16 protein-coding genes and 1 riboswitch are annotated in these 20,139 nt (G+C 34.6%); of the genes, 11 read left to right on the top strand and 5 right to left on the bottom strand.

All coding sequences use genetic code 11. From position 1 onward, the window contains the following. The first annotated feature begins 32 nt into the window (after positions 1-32). Entirely contained in the window at positions 33-2,822 is a 2,790-nt protein-coding gene (locus ACQ65V_RS07360) for a carboxypeptidase regulatory-like domain-containing protein (protein ID WP_430467421.1), read from the top strand. A 55-nt stretch (positions 2,823-2,877) separates the two neighbouring features. Here the strand turns inward: ACQ65V_RS07360 and ACQ65V_RS07365 are convergent, their stop codons facing one another. The 4 genes from ACQ65V_RS07365 to metK form a co-directional block, all read right to left on the bottom strand. Next, positions 2,878-4,665 carry a hypothetical protein gene (locus ACQ65V_RS07365; RefSeq protein ID WP_430467422.1) on the bottom strand — a complete coding sequence of 596 codons (1,788 nt, stop codon included), beginning with the start codon at positions 4,663-4,665 and terminating at the stop codon, positions 2,878-2,880. A gap of 76 nt (positions 4,666-4,741) precedes the next feature. Continuing rightward, positions 4,742-5,179: a carboxypeptidase-like regulatory domain-containing protein gene (locus ACQ65V_RS07370; protein ID WP_430467423.1), complete on the bottom strand. Its 438-nt coding sequence runs from the start codon at positions 5,177-5,179 to the stop codon at positions 4,742-4,744. A gap of 140 nt (positions 5,180-5,319) precedes the next feature. Further along, on the bottom strand, positions 5,320-7,134 hold the full coding sequence (locus ACQ65V_RS07375) for a hypothetical protein (protein ID WP_430467424.1): 1,815 nt from the start codon (positions 7,132-7,134) through the stop codon (positions 5,320-5,322). Positions 7,135-7,284: 150 nt separating this feature from the next. Further along, positions 7,285-8,538 (bottom strand): methionine adenosyltransferase, encoded by a 1,254-nt coding sequence (gene metK / locus ACQ65V_RS07380; RefSeq protein ID WP_430467425.1) that lies wholly within the window; start codon positions 8,536-8,538, stop codon positions 7,285-7,287. Between the two features lie 385 nt (positions 8,539-8,923). Next, a riboswitch (SAM riboswitch) is annotated at positions 8,924-9,048 on the top strand. Between the two features lie 122 nt (positions 9,049-9,170). On the opposite strand from metK, the gene ACQ65V_RS07385 reads away from it, so the two are divergent. The 6 genes from ACQ65V_RS07385 (at position 9,171) to ACQ65V_RS07410 (ending at position 14,825) form a co-directional block, all read left to right on the top strand. Then, the gene (locus ACQ65V_RS07385) at positions 9,171-10,469 is read left to right on the top strand and encodes an O-acetylhomoserine aminocarboxypropyltransferase/cysteine synthase family protein (RefSeq protein ID WP_430467426.1); all 1,299 of its coding nucleotides are present in this window, start codon (positions 9,171-9,173) and stop codon (positions 10,467-10,469) included. Positions 10,470-10,539: 70 nt separating this feature from the next. Then, positions 10,540-11,535 carry an alpha/beta fold hydrolase gene (locus tag ACQ65V_RS07390; RefSeq protein WP_430467427.1) on the top strand — a complete coding sequence of 332 codons (996 nt, stop codon included), beginning with the start codon at positions 10,540-10,542 and terminating at the stop codon, positions 11,533-11,535. A 74-nt stretch (positions 11,536-11,609) separates the two neighbouring features. Beyond that, positions 11,610-12,023: an RrF2 family transcriptional regulator gene (locus ACQ65V_RS07395; protein WP_430467428.1), complete on the top strand. Its 414-nt coding sequence runs from the start codon at positions 11,610-11,612 to the stop codon at positions 12,021-12,023. Between the two features lie 111 nt (positions 12,024-12,134). Continuing rightward, positions 12,135-12,755 carry a phosphoadenosine phosphosulfate reductase family protein gene (locus tag ACQ65V_RS07400; protein WP_430467429.1) on the top strand — a complete coding sequence of 207 codons (621 nt, stop codon included), beginning with the start codon at positions 12,135-12,137 and terminating at the stop codon, positions 12,753-12,755. Between the two features lie 235 nt (positions 12,756-12,990). Further along, the gene (locus ACQ65V_RS07405; protein WP_430467430.1) at positions 12,991-14,085 is read left to right on the top strand and encodes an acyloxyacyl hydrolase; all 1,095 of its coding nucleotides are present in this window, start codon (positions 12,991-12,993) and stop codon (positions 14,083-14,085) included. After that, the gene (locus tag ACQ65V_RS07410; RefSeq protein ID WP_430467431.1) at positions 14,082-14,825 is read left to right on the top strand and encodes a head GIN domain-containing protein; all 744 of its coding nucleotides are present in this window, start codon (positions 14,082-14,084) and stop codon (positions 14,823-14,825) included. Before ACQ65V_RS07405 ends, ACQ65V_RS07410 begins: the two co-directional genes overlap by 4 nt. A 63-nt stretch (positions 14,826-14,888) precedes the next feature. Here ACQ65V_RS07410 and gldA read toward each other — a convergent pair whose 3' ends face one another. Continuing rightward, positions 14,889-15,791, bottom strand: a complete 903-nt coding sequence (gene gldA, locus ACQ65V_RS07415; protein ID WP_430467432.1) for a gliding motility-associated ABC transporter ATP-binding subunit GldA — start codon at positions 15,789-15,791, stop codon at positions 14,889-14,891. A 299-nt stretch (positions 15,792-16,090) separates the two neighbouring features. Between gldA and ACQ65V_RS07420 the strand changes: the two genes are divergently transcribed. From ACQ65V_RS07420 to ACQ65V_RS07435, 4 genes are all read left to right on the top strand, one after another. Then, a complete protein-coding gene (locus ACQ65V_RS07420; RefSeq protein ID WP_430467433.1) occupies positions 16,091-16,918 on the top strand; it encodes a prephenate dehydratase in 828 nt (275 codons plus the stop codon). Then, positions 16,915-18,057 carry a pyridoxal phosphate-dependent aminotransferase gene (locus ACQ65V_RS07425; protein ID WP_430467434.1) on the top strand — a complete coding sequence of 381 codons (1,143 nt, stop codon included), beginning with the start codon at positions 16,915-16,917 and terminating at the stop codon, positions 18,055-18,057. Before ACQ65V_RS07420 ends, ACQ65V_RS07425 begins: the two co-directional genes overlap by 4 nt. Before the next feature lie 94 nt (positions 18,058-18,151). Beyond that, positions 18,152-19,003, top strand: a complete 852-nt coding sequence (locus ACQ65V_RS07430) for a prephenate dehydrogenase (RefSeq protein WP_430467435.1) — start codon at positions 18,152-18,154, stop codon at positions 19,001-19,003. Positions 19,004-19,030: 27 nt separating this feature from the next. Continuing rightward, complete coding sequence (locus ACQ65V_RS07435) at positions 19,031-20,113, top strand: bifunctional 3-deoxy-7-phosphoheptulonate synthase/chorismate mutase type II (protein ID WP_155090129.1); 1,083 nt, start codon at positions 19,031-19,033, stop codon at positions 20,111-20,113. Positions 20,114-20,139 lie beyond the last annotated feature (26 nt).

The raw sequence follows: 20,139 nt of genomic DNA on the forward strand, positions 1-20,139 counted from the left end.
TCTCAACCAACCAAAAGAAAACAATCAACAACATGAAAAAATTATTAATGCTACTATGCATAGTAGCATCAAGCAGTTCTTTTGCTCAAATTAAAATGCAAGGTATAGTAAAGGATAGCATTGGGACTCCTTTAGAATTGGCAAATGTTATTGCCATCAACCAAGAAAGTAATACACTTGAGTCTTATGCTACTACTGACGAACAAGGTAAATATATTTTGGCCTTAGGAAAAAATGGAAAGTATAAAGTACAAGTCAGTTACATTGGGTATAAAACCGCAGATGAAACTGTTACTACTCTTGATGCTGACATCACTAAGGATTTTATCCTGCAACCAGACAATTCATTAGATGCTGTAGAGTTGACGTATGAAATGCCTGTGACCATAAAAGGAGATACTATAGTCTATAACGCAGACTCATTTAAAAATGGTAGTGAACGTAAATTGGAAGATGTACTTAAAAAACTGCCTGGCGTAGAAATAAATGCTGATGGACAAATAGAAGTAGAAGGAAAGGTTGTTAACAAGGTTATGGTTGAGGGTAAGGATTTCTTTGATGGAGATACAAAACTGGCAACCAAGAATATTCCATCTAATGCTGTGGATAAGGTACAAGTACTTCGTAATTATGCAGAGGTTGGTCAGTTAAGTGGTGTACAGAATAACCAAGATAATGTGGCAATAAACATTAAACTAAAAGAAGGAAAAAGTAACTTTTGGTTTGGAGATGTTACGGCAGGAGTTGGTACAGCACCATCGCCTAATGATGAGTTGTACTTAGTGCAACCAAAGTTATTTTACTATAGTCCTAAATACAGTATCAATGTTATAGGCGACATGAATAATATTGGTGAAGTAGCACTAACCAATAGGGATTTAAGAAATTTTGGAGGAGGCTTTGGATTTAGAGCACCAAGTAGAACAAGTGGTACTAATATTAATTTAGGTAACAATGGTCTGGGAGGGTTAACAAATATCCAAAACTCGCAAGAAGTAGTGACAAAACTAATAGCTACTAACTTTAGTTATTCACCTAATAAGGCATTGGATTTAAGTGGTTTCGTCATTTATAACAGTAGTAGACTTAGAACCAGAGAAGAAAGTTTTATCGACTATATAGATATTGAAGACGATCCTAGTACTCCAATTGATGAATCAGCAAGTGTGCCACCAGATGAAGCTACTGTTTCAACAGGTAGGGAAGCGTCTAATCAGGCTATAGCTAAATTAAGTGCTACCTATAAACCTAATGTTAATAATCAATTAGATTATGATCTTTTGGGTCGTATTTCAGATGATAAGGAACGACAGAATTTATTTTCTTCAGTCGTTGGCAATACCAATCAATTAGATACTGCTAAGCCCTATAGCATTAATCAAACTTTAAATTATTACTACACGCTCAATGAGAACAACATTTTTGCTTTTGAAGCACAACATTTAATAAAAGATGAAGATCCGTTTTACAATGCGTTGTTGATGAACGATCCATCTAATAATGACGACCCAGATAATGATGCTTTTGATGATACAGCTGAAGGCTTAGGTTTAAATAGAGATCAGTTTGGTTATGATATCAACCAAGAAAGACGTGTAAAATCTAATCAGTTGGATGCGAAGTTAGATTACTATAATATTCTGAACACAAAGAGTAACATCAATCTGACCCTTGGGACAATTTTGAGCAATCAAAAATTCAACTCCAATATATTTCAGTTTTTAGATGATGGAACACGTTTTGACCCAACACCAACCATTACAGATACAGATGGTAATACCTTGTCTGCAATGAATGATGACGTAGAATACCGATTTGGTGATGTTTATTTAGGTGTGCACTACAGGTTCAAAACCGGTAAATTTACCTTTACACCTGGTGTGTCATTCCATATGTATAGCAATCAGAATACACAAGGAGGAGAAACCTTTAAGGACAATTTCTTTAATGTATTACCAGATTTTGAAACGCGTATTCAATTTAAGAAAAGTGAGAGTTTAACATTCAATTACCGTATGTCTAATACCTTTACAGATGTTACTAATATTGCAGAAGGCTTGGTGCTAAATAACTTTAATAGTATTCAATTTGGTAACCCAGAACTGCAAAATGCATTATCACACAACTTAAGTTTGTTTTATAGTAGTTTCAACTTATTTAATTATACCAATGTATTTGCAGGTGCCAACTATAGTAAAAATATTGACCAAATACGTTCATTAACAAACTTTGAAAGCGTTATTAGAACAAGTTCATTCTTTAATTCTCAGTTTGCAGATGAGAGTGCAAGTGTATTCGGTAGAGTACAACGTACGTTTGGAAAAGTTAGAGCTAGTCTTAGAACTAACTTTAATTATAGTAAACTTAACCAGTTTATTCAAGGCAGACAATCCGTTAACGAGAGTTTTACGCAGAGTTATACTCCAGAAATTAGAACCAATTTTAGAGAGGCTCCAAACTTAAGATTAAGATATAGCTATACAGTTAGGGATAATGACCAAGGTACCAATACCACAAAGTTTATTACAAGAGCACCATCTATAGAGTTTGATGCTTATATATGGGATGCCTTAACCTTTGTTACAGACTTTACCTATAACGAGCAAGAAAGTAATGGAAGTAAAGATGTGTTTAAAACATGGAACGCGTCTTTGATGTACAGAAAAAATAGTGATGCTAAATGGGAATACTCATTAAGAGCCTCTAACATATTAGATATTGATTCTAATATTAGTAATGGTGCAGGTAACATCTCAGTGTTTAGCTCAGAGACGTTTATTCAGCCACGATTTGTAACTTTTAGGTTGACTTATACGCTATAGAAAATATAGTCTACTTTGAAAAAGCCCTATCAACTGATAGGGCTTTTTTTAGTTTTTACTCATCTCTTAATACATGAATTGTGCCATGTACAGGTAAAACGCCATTTTGTGAACTATGGAATCCACTGAAACTTATATCTATGTATTCTCCAACTTCACCAAGAGTGTTTATGGATAATATCCCAATTGAAGCAACGCCACTAGATGCTATAAAAGATGTGTCATCGGTATTATATAAGCCAATGAAGTCTGGAGCATGGGCCCAAACCTTTAAATTGTAATTATGGTTAATATTGTCAACATTGGTACTTCCATTTATCGATAGCATATGTGTTATTGGATAAATATTATTAGGAATTTCCGTAAATGTTGCATTAATATTATCAAAATCAATCACGGTAATATTGTCTCCTATGACATATTGAACAAATTCCTCAACGGAATTACATGCCATTATCGTTCCTATGTCTGTAACAGGAGAAGTAAAAAAGAAATTTAGATGGTCGGTTTCTGTTAAGTTATCATAATCAGTACCATTAATACCAAATGCATCATTCGTTGAACAGCTTAAAAATTGAAATTCAAAGTCACCTTCTTCATTGACAATTTCTGTGTACGATTGATTACCATAGGTCAGTTGTATATAACCGTTACTTACAGGATTTCCATCACAGTTTAAAAAATTACCTCTAATTGTCTCAAAACTTATAACTGGATGATTGGGAACGATAACAGAAATACTGGAATCTGCATTAAAAGGTCCAATCATTTCAGAATACAAAAGTGAAGTATCGCATGAGTATTGGACATAGATATTAAGTTCTAAGGTTTCACCACTTGGAACAAAACCACAGACTTCGCCATTTTCGTTGGTGTTACCACCTCTTGTGCCAAATGTTAGGCTTGTTATATTTACACTAAGATTATTTATGGCATTACCACTTTCATCTGTAACTGCAACACAAAGTGTAATCGCTTCAGCAGGAATGTCACAATTCCAAAATGAAAAATGCGATACGGAACCAACATACATATTACCTTGTAGCGTAGCTTCGCCTTCTTCTTTCCAATAGCCATTGGCTTCATCAAAATACCAAAGCGGTATGGTTGCTGGTGCAATTCCCATTAAACTGGCATCCACAGGGATTTTAATTTCAGAGGTTGAGCCTTCGGCTAAATTTAAATCTTCACCACCAGAACCTCGTAATTCTACAGCAAGCATTCCTAAAGTTTGCAGCATGCGCTCAGCTCCATCTTCATTTTCAGCATAAAGCATGCCTGGCATTTGCATTGGCATATCTTCGTCAACAGGATCTAAGTGGTGCATAATTACATTTACACTGCCTTCATAATTTGAGCCATCTTCCTTAATAAAATTGCCATCAAAACTTACGGAACTGCCATTAGATAAAGACACCGTTTCGGCAGTACCACTGCTTATTGTGGCAATAGGAGTAGCTTCGAGCAACATAATCTCTACTTTGTTAGTGCCCTCAGATGGGACAACACTTCTAGAACCATGAATGTATCCTGCTTTTTCAGCTTTTATATAGCCGAAACGCTTATTAACTTCAGCATCTTTAATAATAAAAACACCATTGCTGTCGGTTTGGGCAGTCTCATTGCCTATGGTTATTGTAACACCTTGTAAGGGAAGATTATTTTTATTGACTATAGTTCCGAGAAAATCCCTATTAATGGTATTGCCAAAATATTGTGAAAAGGTATCCGGAATATTCCCTTGTTGCTCTCCGTCTCTAAAACTGCCATCATCTTTCTGGCAAGAAGAAAATACTAGAAGAAAAGTGAATAAAAATGAAAAGATAATTGTTGATGATTTCATAGTGATTGGTTGTTGGTTTTATCTTTTAGATGTAAAAACCACCAAAAGGTTGCGTGAAAAATCGTATTAATTTTTCTTAATCAATGGTATTGGGTAAGTTGTGATTGTGTTTACAAAACCAAAACAAACACGGTTCTGTAGCCTTGAGAAGTATTATGTTTACTGCACTTGTATCTTTTTTAGGGGCAAGGGTTACCATTGTATTTTTGTAATCTTTTCTTTGAGCTTCTAGAGCTACAAATTCTTGGTGTGCCGATACATTATTAATTGTAAAATTACCATATTCATCGGTTGTGGCAGACTTGTTTCCGGCAACAACCAAAACACTATCCAGTGGAGTATTGTTAAGGTCCATAACTTTACCCTTTAGGTCAATTTTAATTGGTTCGCCTAAATAGTCAGCAAAGGTGTTTATGGTATTGTTTTGGTTGGTTTTATCTGTATTCTCCCTACAGGAAGTTGTATTGAGAAAACAGATAAATAGCACCAGCCATATGGATAGAACTGATTTCATTTTTTGATTGATGATTGATGATAGTTTCTAAAACTAAGATACAGAAAGCTTAAAATAGTTGTGTTAAAATTCTCACAAATAAAAAAGCCTTCAGGTTATTTAACATAATCCTGAAGACTTTCTTGACTAAAAAAATTTATTTAGTTATCCCTTAGTACATGTATGGTACCAGTTATGGTATGGGAACCTCCATTCCCATCTTCATAAGAGCCACTAAAATTGATGTCAATATATTCTCCTACGTCGCCTAAAGTGGTAAGGTTGTAAATAATATTGTTATTGGTATTAGCTATGCCAATACATTCTGAAATGTTAAATCCTGTGTCATTGATGTCATTCCAATCTAGGTTATCATACGTACCTTCATAGGATGTTTCATCTAGCCTACTAAATAAATAGAAACATGTGGTTTGCCCATCGCCATTGCCATAAATATCCAATGATGGTCCATTTGTGTTAGGGCTGTCTGTATAAAAGTTAGCAGTGATATTGTCAGAGATAAAAAATGCGGTTTCTCCATCGATGGTATATTGAATAAATTCTGTAATCGAATTACACGCTGTAATCACACCAATATCGGTTAAAGGTGTCGTAAAGGTATAGCTAATGCTGTCCGTAGTTTGTAAGTTAACGTAATCGCTTCCTTTAATGGTAAACTCGTTATTCTCGTTACATCTTAAAAGGTTAACTTCAAAAGTTCCGTCAGTTACTGCATCTGTAAACGACTGGTTACCATAAGTCACTTGTACATAGCCATCCGTTACTGCGTTATCATCACAGGTGTTAAATGTACCAACAACCGTTTCCTGGATAATATCAGGATTATCGGGTACAATAACCGTAATGTTTGAATCTGAACTAAAAGGCCCAACAGTTTCGGTATGTAAGGCATTTTCGCCACATACATTATAATTATAAACATTAAGAACTAAACTTTCATCGCTAGGGACAAAACCACAAACCTCACCATTATCATTGGCATAACCACCTCTTGTGCCAAATGTTGCACTTGTAATGGTGACGTATAAATTGTTAAGTGTGTTGTTGTCTTCATCTGTTACGGTAACACAGAGTGTGATGGCTTCGGCTGGTATATCACAATTCCAAAATGAAAAATGCGATACTGTACCAACATACATATTGCCCTGTAATGTAGCGACACCTTCTTCTTTCCAGTAACCGTTAACTTCATCAAAATACCAAAGTGGTATAGTTGCTGGTGCAATTCCCATTAAACTGGCATCTACAGGAATTTTAATTTCAGAAGTAGAACCTTCGGCTAAATTTAAATCCTCACCACCAGAGCCGCTTAGTTCTACAGCCAACATTCCTAAAGTTTGTAACATACGTTCGGCACCTTCTTCATTTTCAGCATAGAGCATGCCTGGCATTTGCATTGGCATATCCTCATCTGCTGGGTCTAAATGATGCATAATGACATCTACAGAACCAGAATAGGGAGAACCGTCTTCTTTTGTGAAATTACCGTCAAAGCTTACTGAACTACCATCGTTGGCGGTTACAGTTTCAGGTGTACCACTACTCACAGTGCCAACTACTGTGGCTTCTAGTAACATAATGGTAACCTTGTTAGTACCATTGGAAGGGACAACACTTCTAGAGCCATGAATGTAACCTGTTTTTTCAGCTTTTATATAACCAAAACGTTCGTTAACTGTTGCGTTGTTCAATATAAAAACGCCATTGCTGTCTGTTAGAGCGGTTTGGTTACCAATGGTTATGGTAACTCCTTCAATAGGGTTTTTATTAGTGTCTATAACGTTACCAAGAAAATTTCGTGAAACTGAGTTGCCAAAATATTCTGAAAAAGTGTCTGGAATGTTTTCTTGTGGTCCGCCACCTCCTGGACCATCATCTTTTTGACAAGATATGATGGTGAGTAACGAAAAGAAAAGCATTAAAATAAGATTTGGGAATTTTTTAATGTTGATCATAATGTGTTGATTTAATTGAGTTTTATGTGTTTGTTTGGTATAAAACAGATAGAAAGTATAAATTCCTACCTTAAATAGCATGTTTTCGATAAAAAGAAACCCTCAAGATAAATTTCAAGAGGGTTTAATATATAATAAAAGGAATAAGTATTATATCTTAAAAGCTGCTTTAACTTTATCAACATAATCTAGTTTTTCCCATGTAAATAACTCTACATCAAGTGAAACAGGCTCACCATAAGGCTGCTCAAATGTTTTGGTTACGGTCTTATGTTGTCGTCCCATGTGGCCATAAGCAGCTGTCTCACTGTACATTGGTTGACGTAATTTTAAACGTTTTTCAATAGCAGCAGGTCGCATATCAAATATTTCAGATACTTTTTCAGCGATTTCACCATCTGTTAAGTTAAATGGACACGTACCATAGGTATCTACAAAAATTCCCATGGGCTCAACAACTCCAATTGCGTAGGATACTTGCACTAAAATTTCTTCACAAAGTCCGGCTGCGACCAGATTTTTTGCAATATGTCTTGTGGCATAAGCAGCACTTCGATCTACTTTACTTGGGTCTTTACCAGAAAAAGCTCCTCCGCCATGGGCGCCTTTACCACCATAAGTATCTACAATAATTTTTCTTCCTGTTAGACCAGTATCTCCATGTGGTCCACCGATGACGAATTTTCCGGTAGGATTAATATGGTACTTAATATCATCAGTGAATAACGGTTTAATATGATTAGGTACTTTTGCTACTACTCTTGGGATGAGGATTTCTACAATGTCTTTTCTGATTTTAGCGAGCATGGCTTCATCAGAATCAAAATCGTCATGCTGTGTAGAAACCACAATAGCGTCAATACGTTGAGGTGTGTTATCGTCACTATACTCAATCGTTACTTGACTTTTAGAATCTGGTCTTAAATAGGTGATGTCTTTATTTTCCCTACGAAGCTCAGCTAGTTCCTTTAAAATGATGTGCGAAATGTCTAAAGCCAGAGGCATATAATTATCGGTTTCGTTTGTAGCATAACCAAACATCATCCCTTGGTCACCAGCACCTTGCTCATCTTTGGAAGCTCTATCCACACCACGATTAATATCTTCAGATTGCTCATGTATTGCTGAGAAAACACCACAAGAATTGCCATCGAACATATATTCGCTTTTGGTGTAGCCAATCTTATTAATGGTATCTCTAGCTATTTTTTGAACATCTAAGTAGGTGTTGGATTTTACTTCGCCTGCAAGCACCACTTGTCCTGTGGTTACTAAAGTTTCGCAAGCCACTTTAGACTCTGGGTCAAAAGCTAAAAAATTATCTATTAAAGCGTCACTTATTTGATCAGCTACTTTATCTGGATGACCTTCCGAAACACTTTCTGAAGTAAATAAATATGGCATAAATCTCTTTTAAATTTTAATGTATTCTTGAAAAACCTATTGAGATTGCTTGGTTGCTAGAGAAGTTGAAAACCTAACTGCTTTAGCATTTTTTATTGAGGTTGCAATCAGAACAAATTTTTCCTCTTTTTTAATCTGGGCAAATGTACAGATTAAAATTTAAGATAAAAAAGGTTTAAGCGATAAGAAACTTGAAAATAGTTTGTTCATTTACAATTGAATCTATATCAATATGATTATAGATTTAACATATATTACATATTTTTCAAAAACAAGCGCTTATTTTGTCAATTTCATAAATAATTTAAAAACTTGCCGTTTTATTTTGAAATTAAAAATTTATAACACAATATTTGTACTCACAAAGTTCAAAACACTTACTGAAATGTTATCAAGAAAGGTGGAGGGATTAGACCCATTGAAGCCTTAGCAACCCTTAGATTTACTAAGAAGGTGCTAAATTCTACTTGAATTTGCGAGTCATTTTTTGCAAATTTAGATAGATAACCCAAGACTAATTACTCATCTGTAATTAGCATATTTCTTTATAACATTTTTCTATTAAGTATGCCTCTAACCGAGGTCTATTTGGCTTTTGTTTTAATTATTTATTAACTCAAAAACTTAGAAAAATGAGTACACAAAAATTCGCAACAAAGGCGTTGCATGCAGGACACGATGTCCAAAACAATGGAGGAACCAGAGCTGTTCCTATTTATCAATCCACAGCATATGTTTTCAATGATTCTGACCATGCTGCAAATCTGTTTGCTCTAGCAGAAACGGGTAATATCTATACTAGAATCAACAACCCAACAAATGATATTTTAGAACAACGGTTAGCGGCATTAGAAGGCGGAATTGCAGCAGTAGTTATAGCTTCAGGTACATCGGCAATCGCAACAAGTTTGCTAACATTGTTAAAAGCTGGAGATCATATTGTAGCATCCAACAGTTTGTATGGCGGAACCTATAATTTGTTGAGCGTAACATTACCGAGACATGGAATAACGACCACCTTCGTAGATCCATCAGATCCAGAAAACTTCAACAATGCTGCTCAAGAAAATACAAGGGCTTTTTTCATTGAATCCTTAGGGAATCCAAAATTAGATGTGTTGGATATTGAAGCTATTTCAAAAGAAGCAAAAACATACAAAGTACCTCTTATTGTTGACAATACAGTTGCAACACCTTATCTGCTAAACCCAATTGACTATGGTGCAAATATTGTCATTCATTCATTAACAAAATATATCAATGGTAATGGAACAGCACTTGGAGGAGTCATCATTGACGCAGGTACTTTTGATTGGGCTAATGGAAAGTTTCCTGAATTCACAGAACCATCACCTGGTTACCATGGCTTAGTGTATAATGAAGCTCTTGAAGAAGCTGCATTTATTGCCAAAGTAAGGATAGAAGGCTTGCGAGATTATGGAGGTGCTTTGAGTCCGTTTAATGCGTTTCAGATTATTCAAGGTTTAGAGACCTTAGAATTACGTATAAAAAAGCACAGCCAGAATGCTCTAGAGTTGGCGAAGTGGCTACAAGAGCAACCAGAAGTGACATGGGTAAATTATCCAGGTCTAAAAACCAGTAAATACCATGAGCTTGCTAAAAAATATTTACCTCAAGGTCAGAGTGGTGTGGTTACTTTTGGTGTCGATGGTGGTTATGAATCTGCAAAGACCATTGCAGACACAACAAAACTCTTTTCACTTTTAGCGAACATTGGAGATACAAAATCACTGATTATACATCCTGCGAGTACTACACATCAGCAATTGACTGATGAAGCTCAACAAAGCAATGGTGTGACGAAAGATCTTATCCGTTTATCAGTGGGTATAGAAAATATTGAAGATTTAAAAGCCGATTTGAAGGAAGCGTTTGCTGTTGTAAAACAGCATAACGTTTTTCAAGATTAGCCTTTAGTGTTGTTTAGTTTAGAACAGATGCCCTTGTACTAGGGCATCTGTTAATCTTAAAAAAAGATTCATGAGAAACTTAAAACATATTAATATTCCAAATTATAGAACTAAAAATGGTGAGACTGTAGCTATTTCATTGTCTTATCAAACTTTTGGTGTTACTCTGGGTACTGCACCGATAATATTAGTCAATCATGCGCTTACCGGAAACTCAAATGTGGTTGGCGAAAATGGCTGGTGGAATGATTTAATAGGTGATAATAAATGTATAGATACTAATTATTACACAATTTTAGCCTTTAATATTCCCGGCAATGGTTATGGTGACATTAGAGAAAACCTAATTGATAACTATAAGGATTTTACGGCTAAGGACATTGCCAAATTGTTTGCGATAGGTTTAGAGCGATTAAATATAAATGAACTGTATGCTGTTATAGGTGGTTCTGTTGGAGGAGGTATCGCTTGGGAATTGGCAGCGTTGAAACCCTATTTAATTGAACATCTCATCCCAATCGCTACAGATTGGAAATCTACGGACTGGATTATTGCCAATTGTCATATACAAGATGCTATTCTAAATAACTCTTCAAAACCACTTGAAGACGCAAGAAGACATGCAATGACATTATACCGTACACCAGAGTCATTGACCCAGAAATTTGAGCGATCAAAAAAAATGAGTACCTTTTTTAATGTAGAATCTTGGCTGAATTATCATGGAGACAATCTTTCAAATAGATTTCATCTAAAAGCCTATAAAATGATGAATCAAATTTTAAGAACCATAGATATTACGCAAGGTGAAGGTGAACACAGATTTGAGTCAATTGCTAAACACATAACGGCAGATATTCATATAATAACCATTAATTCAGATTTGTTATTTAAACCAGAAGAAAACTGGAAGACTTTTGTAGAACTAAAATCAATAAAAGAAAACGTAACCATAGGTGAGATAAAGTCTATACATGGGCATGATGCCTTTTTAATTGAATATCATCAATTGGCTAAACTTTTACGACCAGTTTTTAGTATAAAAAAGAAAGAAATGATAGCATAAATTAGATATAACTGTAGTTTTTAATTGGCAAAAGTGTAAATCATAGAGTTATAAAAATGTATTAGATTTACACTATGCTTTCAAAGAAAACAAAATATGGGATAAAAGCTTTAGTGCATTTAGCGAAGAAAGAAGATAGGGTTCCTGTTCAGATTTCTTCAATCTCCAAAGCAGAAAATATTTCTCAAAAATTTTTAGAAAGCATATTACTCACTTTAAAGAAAAATGGAATTTTAGGCTCAAAAAAAGGCAAAGGTGGTGGATATTATTTATTAAAAGATCCAAGCCAAATTCCAATGACAAGCATAATGAGATTATTAGAGGGGCCAATAGCTATGGTGCCTTGCGTGAGTCTGAATTTTTATGAAAAATGTGATGATTGCCCAGATGAAAATGCTTGTGCCGTTCATAACATAATGATTAAAGTAAGGGATAATACCTTAGAGATTTTTAGAAATACAAGCTTGGCTGATTTGTCTCATCCTTAAACCCACTATATTTTTAAATTAATATTCAGAAAAACACTTAATTATCTATATGTTTGCATTTACCCTACTAAGTCTATAGGGTAATGGTATTAAAATTTTAAAGCTTAAGTAATGATTAGATTAGATCTAGATATTTGGAATAAAAAATTAAGAAACAGAACGCCTGATGAGATTGTTGAATGGGCTTTGAGGTTGTCAGACAATAGAATAGTAACGACAAGTTTTGGTGTCTATTCAGCAGTATTATTGAGCACAATGTCTCGCCATGATAAAAATATTAGAGTGGTTTGGTGTGATACATTATATAATGAGCCAAATACCTATACTCACGCCTCAAGTTTAATAAAAGATTACAATCTTAACATTCAAAAGTACCAATCCTTGTTGACCAAGGAAGAAATCGATAAAACCATTGGTTTACCCAATATAGATGATAATAACCATTCCGTTTTCTCTGAAGTGGTAAAGCTAGAGCCCTTTAGACGTGCCTTGAAAGAACAAAATCCAGATGTTTGGTTTACTAATATTAGAGTAAGACAAACCGAATATAGAAACAAGAAGGACATTTTAAGCTATAGCAAGGATGGTATTCTTAAAGTCAGTCCATTTTATTATTGGAGTGATGCCGATTTAGATGCGTATATAGAAAAGCATCAGTTACCAAAGAATATAGATTATTTCGACCCTATAAAAGTCTTACAAAATAGAGAGTGTGGCATTCATTTACAGTAGCATACATATTTATTAAACGGTAACATTTCCTTAGACTTAGCTTAACACTAAAACGGATATTGCGCTTCATATTTGTATTGTATTTCAAAAGCCCCTTAAAAATGAAACTCATAAAAAATAATAAGGCCGAATTTAGGTTTGCTATAAAGCTATTGTTGATAACCGCAGTATCTTTATTGGCGACCTTGTTTTTAAATTAATTATTCTATTACTTTTGCCAGTAACCATATTATCTATGAAGTACTGGCTTACAGGTTTTATAATTCTATTTGGATTGCTGTTGTTTTCTCAAGAAAAGAGAACATCTGACTCGTATTTCGATTTGAATTATTTCTCAGGAAACATTGCGCTTCATAATAACGATATTCTTCATTTAATTACAGGTCATCCCGAAGGTGTTATTTTTAGTTGGAACAAAAAAACCTTTGGAAACGACCCTTGGGAGCAACGTTTTAACTATCCAGATTATGGAGCTTCATTTATTTATCAAGATTTAAAGAATGATGTTCTAGGTAATAATTATGGACTGTATGCGCATTACAATTTCTACTTTTTTAAGCGAAATCTAACGCTTCGTGTTGGTCAAGGTATAGCCTATAATACCAATCCATACGATAAATTGGAAAACCATAAGAACATTGCCTTTGGTTCGCATTTGTTGAGCTCAACATATCTAATGCTGAATTATAAAAAAGAACGACTGATTGATCGTGTTGGTTTGCAAGCGGGTTTGTCTTTAATTCACTATTCTAATGCTAATGTAAAAGCACCAAACACAAGCGTCAATACCATCGCTTTTAACGTAGGGTTAAACTATAATCTGGGTGAAGAAGATCAAGAGTTTATTGATAACCTCGATGATGTTAAATTCACGAAACGGATTAAATACAATATCGCGTTTAGAAGCGGTATTAACCAAAGCGATATTATTGGTAGTGGTCAATTTCCGTTTTATGTGGTGTCTGCTTATGCCGATAAACGATTGAGCCACATTAATGCTGTTCAGTTTGGTGCTGATGTGTTTTTTTCAAACTTTTTAAAAGAGCTAATTTATTATCAATCTGTTTCCTTTCCAGAAGAGAATGTTAGCGGAGATGAAGATTATAAACGTGTTGGGTTATTCGCTGGACATGAGCTTTTTATCAATAGTATGTCCATAGAAACACAATTGGGCTATTATGTATATTACCCTTTTGATTTTGAAGGAAGAACCTATATGCGAATAGGACTAAAACGTTATTTTGGAAATAAATTTTTCGGTGCAATAACTTTAAAATCCCATGGAGCAAAAGCCGAAGCTGTTGAATTTGGAATTGGAGTAAGACTATGAAAAAAATAATTTACATATGTGTTTTTGTAATGTTCGCCTGTAACAGTGAAGACGCTAACGATTGCTTTCAGACTTCAGGAAACATTATTCAACAAGAGGTTGAGGTTTCAGATTTTGAAAGGATTTTAGTCAATAGAGACATAGAGCTTTTTATTTCTGAGGCTTCAGACTATAAAGTCACCATAGAAACAGGTGAAAATTTACTGAATGATGTAAAAGCTGAGGTTATAGGTAATCGCTTAGTGCTTACGGACGGTAATACCTGTAATTATGTTAGGGACTATGGTATCACTAAGATTTATGTAGAAGCACCGAACTTAACAGAGATAAGAAATTCATCACAATACGAGGTGTCTTCCAATAGCACTCTAACTTATCCAAGTTTAAATCTAATCTCAGAAGACTACAATGAAAATGTTGAATTTACGGTTGGTGACTTTAGGTTGGTAGTTGATAGCGAGAATTTAAACATTATATCTAATAATATTTCCTCGTTTTATATTGAGGGCACTGCTGAAAATTTGTTTGTAGGTTTCTTCGCTGGTTCTGGTCGTTTTGAAGGAGAAAATTTAGTTGCCCAAAATATCGAAGTAAACCATAGAGGAAGCAATGATATGATTGTAAACCCGATACAATCGTTAACAGGAGAGCTTAGAGGAACAGGAAATGTTATAGCAGTAAACGAGCCACCTATTGTTGATGTAGAGAGGATTTATACTGGGCAATTGATTTTTGATTAGATATCTTTATAACATTAAGAGTTCCTTCTTGAGCCTGTACTGAGCTCAGTTGAAGTAGGAAGATTAGGATGAGCTACTAGTCAATTCCCTAAACAAACTCTCCAAACTTGCATTTTTCTGATTGAGCTGTAGTATTTTTAATTTGTTATCATGTGCAAAATCAAACACATGAGAACGCATATCGTCTTTGGTAGAAAAAGTGATTTCGTAAATAAAATCGTGTGTGTTTTTTACCGAAGTAACTTTAGGTAATTTTAGCAAAAAGGCATCTTCTACACGATAGTCAAACTCTACAATAACAACCTGTTTCTCTCCGTCTCTTAAATCTTTTAAATATTTGTCGGCAACAACTTCGCCTTTATTTATAATTATCACACGATCACACATCGCTTCAACTTCTTGCATAATGTGTGTGGATAGAAAAACGGTTTTTTCTTTGCCAATAGTTCTAATTAAATTTCTAATGTCCACTAACTGATTTGGGTCTAAACCAGTGGTAGGTTCATCTAAAATCAACACATCAGGATTGTGTAATAAAGCATTTGCCAAACCAACACGTTGCCTGTAACCTTTAGATAATTGTCCAATCTTTTTGTGCGCCTCTGGTGTTAAACCTGTTAACTTAATCACGTCTTCAATTCTAGATTTTGAAGCGCCATATACATTAGCATTAAAATTTAAATACTCTTTTACGTACAGATCCGTATAAAGTGGATTGTGCTCTGGTAGATAGCCAACACTGCTTTGTACATTCTTCTTATTGGTGTTAACATCAAAACCATTAACATTTGCAGAGCCTTCAGAAGCTTCAATATAAGTGGTTAGAATCTTCATCATTGTGGATTTTCCAGCACCATTTGGTCCTAAAAAGCCAACTATTTCAGCATCTTTCACCTTAAACGAAACATTATTGAGCGCTTTTTGATCCTTATAAAGCTTTGTAATGTTTTTAACTTCAATAGACATATTGGAAAAAGTTTAATCAAAAGTAAGGATTATATAATTTTATGAAGTAATAATTGGTTATTCTTTAAAACTTAAAAATTAATTTCAAAAAACTAATCCAAGCATTTTGATTTGTAAAAATATTAATTACATTAGCCACATAATTAAAGACTTCCACATTTGTGGAAAATAAATATGGACACATCTAAAACATATTTTAACTGGTTTTATTTCTTTTATAGCTAAAGGAACGAGACTGGGTATGTTTTATTTAAAATATAAATTAAAAAAGTCTCGATAATATCGAGGCTTTTTTTATTATGACAAAACCAATAGCCATACAAGGAATTAAGGGGTCGTTTCATCACGAAGTTGCTCAACTTTATTTTAACGATAAAGCAGATGTGATTGAGTGTATGTCCTTTGACGGTACAGTAGATAGTCTTTTAAAAGGCAATACGGATTTTGTTGTTATGGCTTTGGAGAATTCTATTGCTGGCTCAATTATCCCTAATTATGCTTTAATCGACAATCATAATTTAACTATGGTTGGTGAGTACTATTTAGATATTCAGCATAATTTGTTGGCATTAAAAGGTGAAACAGTAGAATCTATAAAAGAAGTGCATTCCCACCCAATGGCTCTACTCCAATGTAAAGTCTTTTTTAAAGATTATCCGCATGTTAAATTAGTTGAAGCTAAGGACACAGCAGACGTAGCTAAACAAATTTCAGAAGAAAATATAAAGGGCATTGCAGCCATTGCAAGCAAAAAAGCAGCGCATTTGTATGGCTTAGATGTTTTGGCAGAAAGCATTCAAACCATAAAACATAACGAAACACGCTTTGTTATTGTTAAGCGAGAAAATTACGAAGTTGAACGAAAAGGAATCAATAAGGCATCCTTAAAATTTGAATTAGACCATAAACGTGGTAGCTTAGCTACAATACTCAACGTAATGAGTGATTGTAAACTAAACCTAACCAAAATTCAATCTTTACCAAAAATTGATACTCCTTGGAAATATGCCTTTTTTGTCGATGTCACTTTTGAAGATTATAAATATTACGAAAAAGCGAGTTCCATTATGCAGTTAATGGCAGAGAATTTTAAAGTGTTGGGCGAATATAAAAATGCAAGATTATGATTGAAGTTGCCAACCGTTTAAAACATGTTGAAGAATACTACTTTTCTAAAAAGTTGCGCGAAGTTGCGTTCTTAAAATCGCAAGGAAAACCAATTATTAACTTAGGTATTGGTAGCCCAGATTTAGAGCCTCCTTCTAAAGCAATAGTTCAATTAAAAGAGAGTTTAGATGATGAGGGTGCAAATAAATATCAGAGTTACCAAGGCTTGCCAGAGCTAAGGGAAGAAATAGCTAATTTTTATAAAAAGCGTTTTAAAGTCAACCTAAGCGGACAAGTAGAGGTGCTGCCATTATTGGGCAGTAAGGAAGGTATAATGCATATTTCAATGGCTTTTTTAAACAAAGGAGATGAGGTTTTAATACCAAATCCAGGGTATCCAACTTATTCTTCTGTAACCAAACTATTGGAAGCGAAGCCAATTTTATACGATTTAAAGGAAGACAATCATTGGTTGCCAGATTTTATAGCCTTAGAACGCTTAAATCTGACTAAAGTAAAAATTATGTGGATTAATTATCCGCATATGCCAACAGGCGCAAATGCACCCAACAAATTTTATGATGAGGTCATTGCTTTTGGCAAACGCCATAATATTCTTATCGTCAACGATAACCCTTACAGTTTTGTATTAAACGAAAGACCTATAAGTATTATGCGTTATAGGAATGCTAAAGAGGTGTGTTTAGAGCTTAATTCATTTAGCAAGACGTTTAATATGTCTGGCTGGAGGGTAGGTATGGTTGTAGGGAGCCACGAGCATCTAAGTGCCGTTTTAAAGGTGAAGAGTAATATGGATTCCGGAATGTTTTATGGTGTCCAAAAAGGTGCTATAGAAGCTTTAAAATGTTCAGACATGTGGTTTGTAAGTTTAAACAGTGTATATCAACTAAGGCGTGAACTAATTTGGAAATTAGTAGAAGCACTCAATTGTAAATACGATGAGCATGCCACAGGAATGTTTGTTTGGGCAAAATTACCACCAAACACAAAATCCGAAGAGTTTACGGATATGGTATTAAAAAAGCATTCTATTTTCATTGCTCCAGGCACTGTGTTTGGGAGTAATGGAGAAGGTTATGTTCGCTTTTCATTATGTGCACCAGAAGAAATAATAAAAGAAGCAATCGCAAGAGTATGACAAGTCAACGTTTAACAGTCGCAATTTGTACAAGTAAAAAATTTAATAATGATATTCTTCCCTTTGGGAAGATGTCTCAAAGAGACAGATGGGAATGAATAATGTTTTTGTCATAGGAGTAGGATTAATTGGAGGAAGTTTTGCTTTGGATATAAAAAAGCAAAATTCTGAATGTCACATTTTTGGAATAGATAAAAACGAATCGCACTTAGATGAAGCAATTGGTTTAGGTGTAATTGATGAAAAATCAAGTTTTGAAGAATTGGATAAAGCCGATTTGGTGATCATTGCCATTCCTGTTGATGCTACTTTAGATGTTTTACCTAAGGTGTTGGATAAAATCAATGACAACACAATTGTGTTTGATGTAGGTTCAACAAAAGAGGATATTTGTCTAAAGGTGAAAAACCATCCAAAACGTAGAAATTTTTTAGCAGCACATCCTATTGCGGGTACGGAATTTTCTGGACCAAAAGCTGCTCTAGAAGGTTTGTATAAAAACAAAACAAATATAATTTGCGAGGTTGAAGAGACAGCTTTTAAGCTTCAAGAGAAAGCGTTGAAGCTATTTTCAGAATTAGGGATGCGTATTCGCTATATGAACCCTAAGGCTCATGACAAGCACATTGCTTATGTATCGCATTTGTCTCACATCAGTTCATTTATGTTGGGTAAAACGGTCATTGAAAAAGAAAAGAACGAACGCGATATTTTTGATATGGCAGGCAGTGGTTTTGAAAGTACAGTGCGTTTGGCAAAAAGTTCGCCAGCCATGTGGACACCCATTTTTAAGCAAAATAAAACCAATGTTATAGAAACTTTAGACGAATATATAAGTAATCTTAAACATTTTAAACAGCTTATGGAGGATGGTGATTTTGAAGCCGTCTATAATGAAATGGAAACTACAAACCATATAAAAGACATATTAAACGGAATACAATAAAATTTAGAAAAAGAAGATTAATAGCAGATGGAAAACAAAAAAGAATTAAGGAATTGGTTAGATGCATATAACTTAGACCATCCACTGGTTATCGCAGGACCATGTAGTGCGGAAACTGAAGAGCAGGTGTTAAAAATAGCACATCAACTAAAAGATAGCGATGCTACAGTATTTAGAGCAGGAATCTGGAAACCAAGAACACGGCCTGGAAATTTTGAAGGAGTTGGTGCATTGGGCCTAAAATGGCTTCAAAAAGCAAAAGAAGAAACAGGTATGAAGATAACTACAGAGGTGGCCAATGCGAACCATGTAGAATTGGCCTTAAAGCACGATGTAGATATCCTTTGGATTGGAGCACGTACAACTGTAAGCCCATTTATAGTTCAAGATATTGCTGATGCTCTAAAAGGAACAGATAAGCCTGTGTTGATAAAAAATCCAGTAAACCCAGATTTATCATTATGGTTAGGAGCTGTGGAACGTTTTTATACAAATGATATCAAGAATTTAGGTGTCATCCACAGAGGATTCTCAACTTATGAAAAAACACGATATAGAAATAATCCGGAGTGGCAAGTGGCTGTAGATCTACAGAACCGTTTTCCTGATTTGCCGTTAATTCTAGACCCATCACATATAGCAGGTCGTCGTGATATTATTTTTGATTTAAGTCAAACAGCTTTAGATTTAAACTACGATGGTTTAATGATAGAAACACACCACGATCCTGATAACGCGTGGAGTGATGCCGCACAACAAATTACACCAGAAACTTTAATAAAGTACACTGAAGATTTAAAAATCCGAAAGGAAGTAGGTGATGATAAGGCATACAATAACAAAATAAACACCTTAAGAACTCAAATCGATGTGGTGGATCATCAGTTGATTGAAATGTTAGGGAAGCGTATGAATATAGCCGACGATATAGGGCAGTTAAAAAAAGAGCACAATGTTGCCGTGTTACAGTCTAAACGTTGGAATGAGATTTTAGGAAAAATGATTCTTCAAGGAGAAGAGAAGAACTTAAGTGAAGAATTTATTCTTCGTGTGTTTAAAGCCATTCACCAAGAATCGATTAATCACCAAGAAAAGATTATAAATCATTAAGACTAGAATGTATTTTAAAAAAGGCT

Source organism: Winogradskyella ouciana (assembly GCF_965284585.1).
Classification (GTDB): domain Bacteria; phylum Bacteroidota; class Bacteroidia; order Flavobacteriales; family Flavobacteriaceae; genus Winogradskyella; species Winogradskyella ouciana.

What these genes read in the sequence shown, in the direction of transcription:
- ACQ65V_RS07360 (WP_430467421.1), top strand. Translation starts at nt 33, where the DNA reads ATGAAAAAATTATTAATGCTACTATGCATAGTAGCATCAAGCAGTTCT.
- ACQ65V_RS07365 (WP_430467422.1), bottom strand. Translation starts at nt 4,665, where the DNA reads ATGAAATCATCAACAATTATCTTTTCATTTTTATTCACTTTTCTTCTA.
- ACQ65V_RS07370 (WP_430467423.1), bottom strand. Translation starts at nt 5,179, where the DNA reads ATGAAATCAGTTCTATCCATATGGCTGGTGCTATTTATCTGTTTTCTC.
- ACQ65V_RS07375 (WP_430467424.1), bottom strand. Translation starts at nt 7,134, where the DNA reads ATGATCAACATTAAAAAATTCCCAAATCTTATTTTAATGCTTTTCTTT.
- metK (WP_430467425.1), bottom strand. Translation starts at nt 8,538, where the DNA reads ATGCCATATTTATTTACTTCAGAAAGTGTTTCGGAAGGTCATCCAGAT.
- ACQ65V_RS07385 (WP_430467426.1), top strand. Translation starts at nt 9,171, where the DNA reads ATGAGTACACAAAAATTCGCAACAAAGGCGTTGCATGCAGGACACGAT.
- ACQ65V_RS07390 (WP_430467427.1), top strand. Translation starts at nt 10,540, where the DNA reads ATGAGAAACTTAAAACATATTAATATTCCAAATTATAGAACTAAAAAT.
- ACQ65V_RS07395 (WP_430467428.1), top strand. Translation starts at nt 11,610, where the DNA reads ATGCTTTCAAAGAAAACAAAATATGGGATAAAAGCTTTAGTGCATTTA.
- ACQ65V_RS07400 (WP_430467429.1), top strand. Translation starts at nt 12,135, where the DNA reads ATGATTAGATTAGATCTAGATATTTGGAATAAAAAATTAAGAAACAGA.
- ACQ65V_RS07405 (WP_430467430.1), top strand. Translation starts at nt 12,991, where the DNA reads ATGAAGTACTGGCTTACAGGTTTTATAATTCTATTTGGATTGCTGTTG.
- ACQ65V_RS07410 (WP_430467431.1), top strand. Translation starts at nt 14,082, where the DNA reads ATGAAAAAAATAATTTACATATGTGTTTTTGTAATGTTCGCCTGTAAC.
- gldA (WP_430467432.1), bottom strand. Translation starts at nt 15,791, where the DNA reads ATGTCTATTGAAGTTAAAAACATTACAAAGCTTTATAAGGATCAAAAA.
- ACQ65V_RS07420 (WP_430467433.1), top strand. Translation starts at nt 16,091, where the DNA reads ATGACAAAACCAATAGCCATACAAGGAATTAAGGGGTCGTTTCATCAC.
- ACQ65V_RS07425 (WP_430467434.1), top strand. Translation starts at nt 16,915, where the DNA reads ATGATTGAAGTTGCCAACCGTTTAAAACATGTTGAAGAATACTACTTT.
- ACQ65V_RS07430 (WP_430467435.1), top strand. Translation starts at nt 18,152, where the DNA reads ATGAATAATGTTTTTGTCATAGGAGTAGGATTAATTGGAGGAAGTTTT.
- ACQ65V_RS07435 (WP_155090129.1), top strand. Translation starts at nt 19,031, where the DNA reads ATGGAAAACAAAAAAGAATTAAGGAATTGGTTAGATGCATATAACTTA.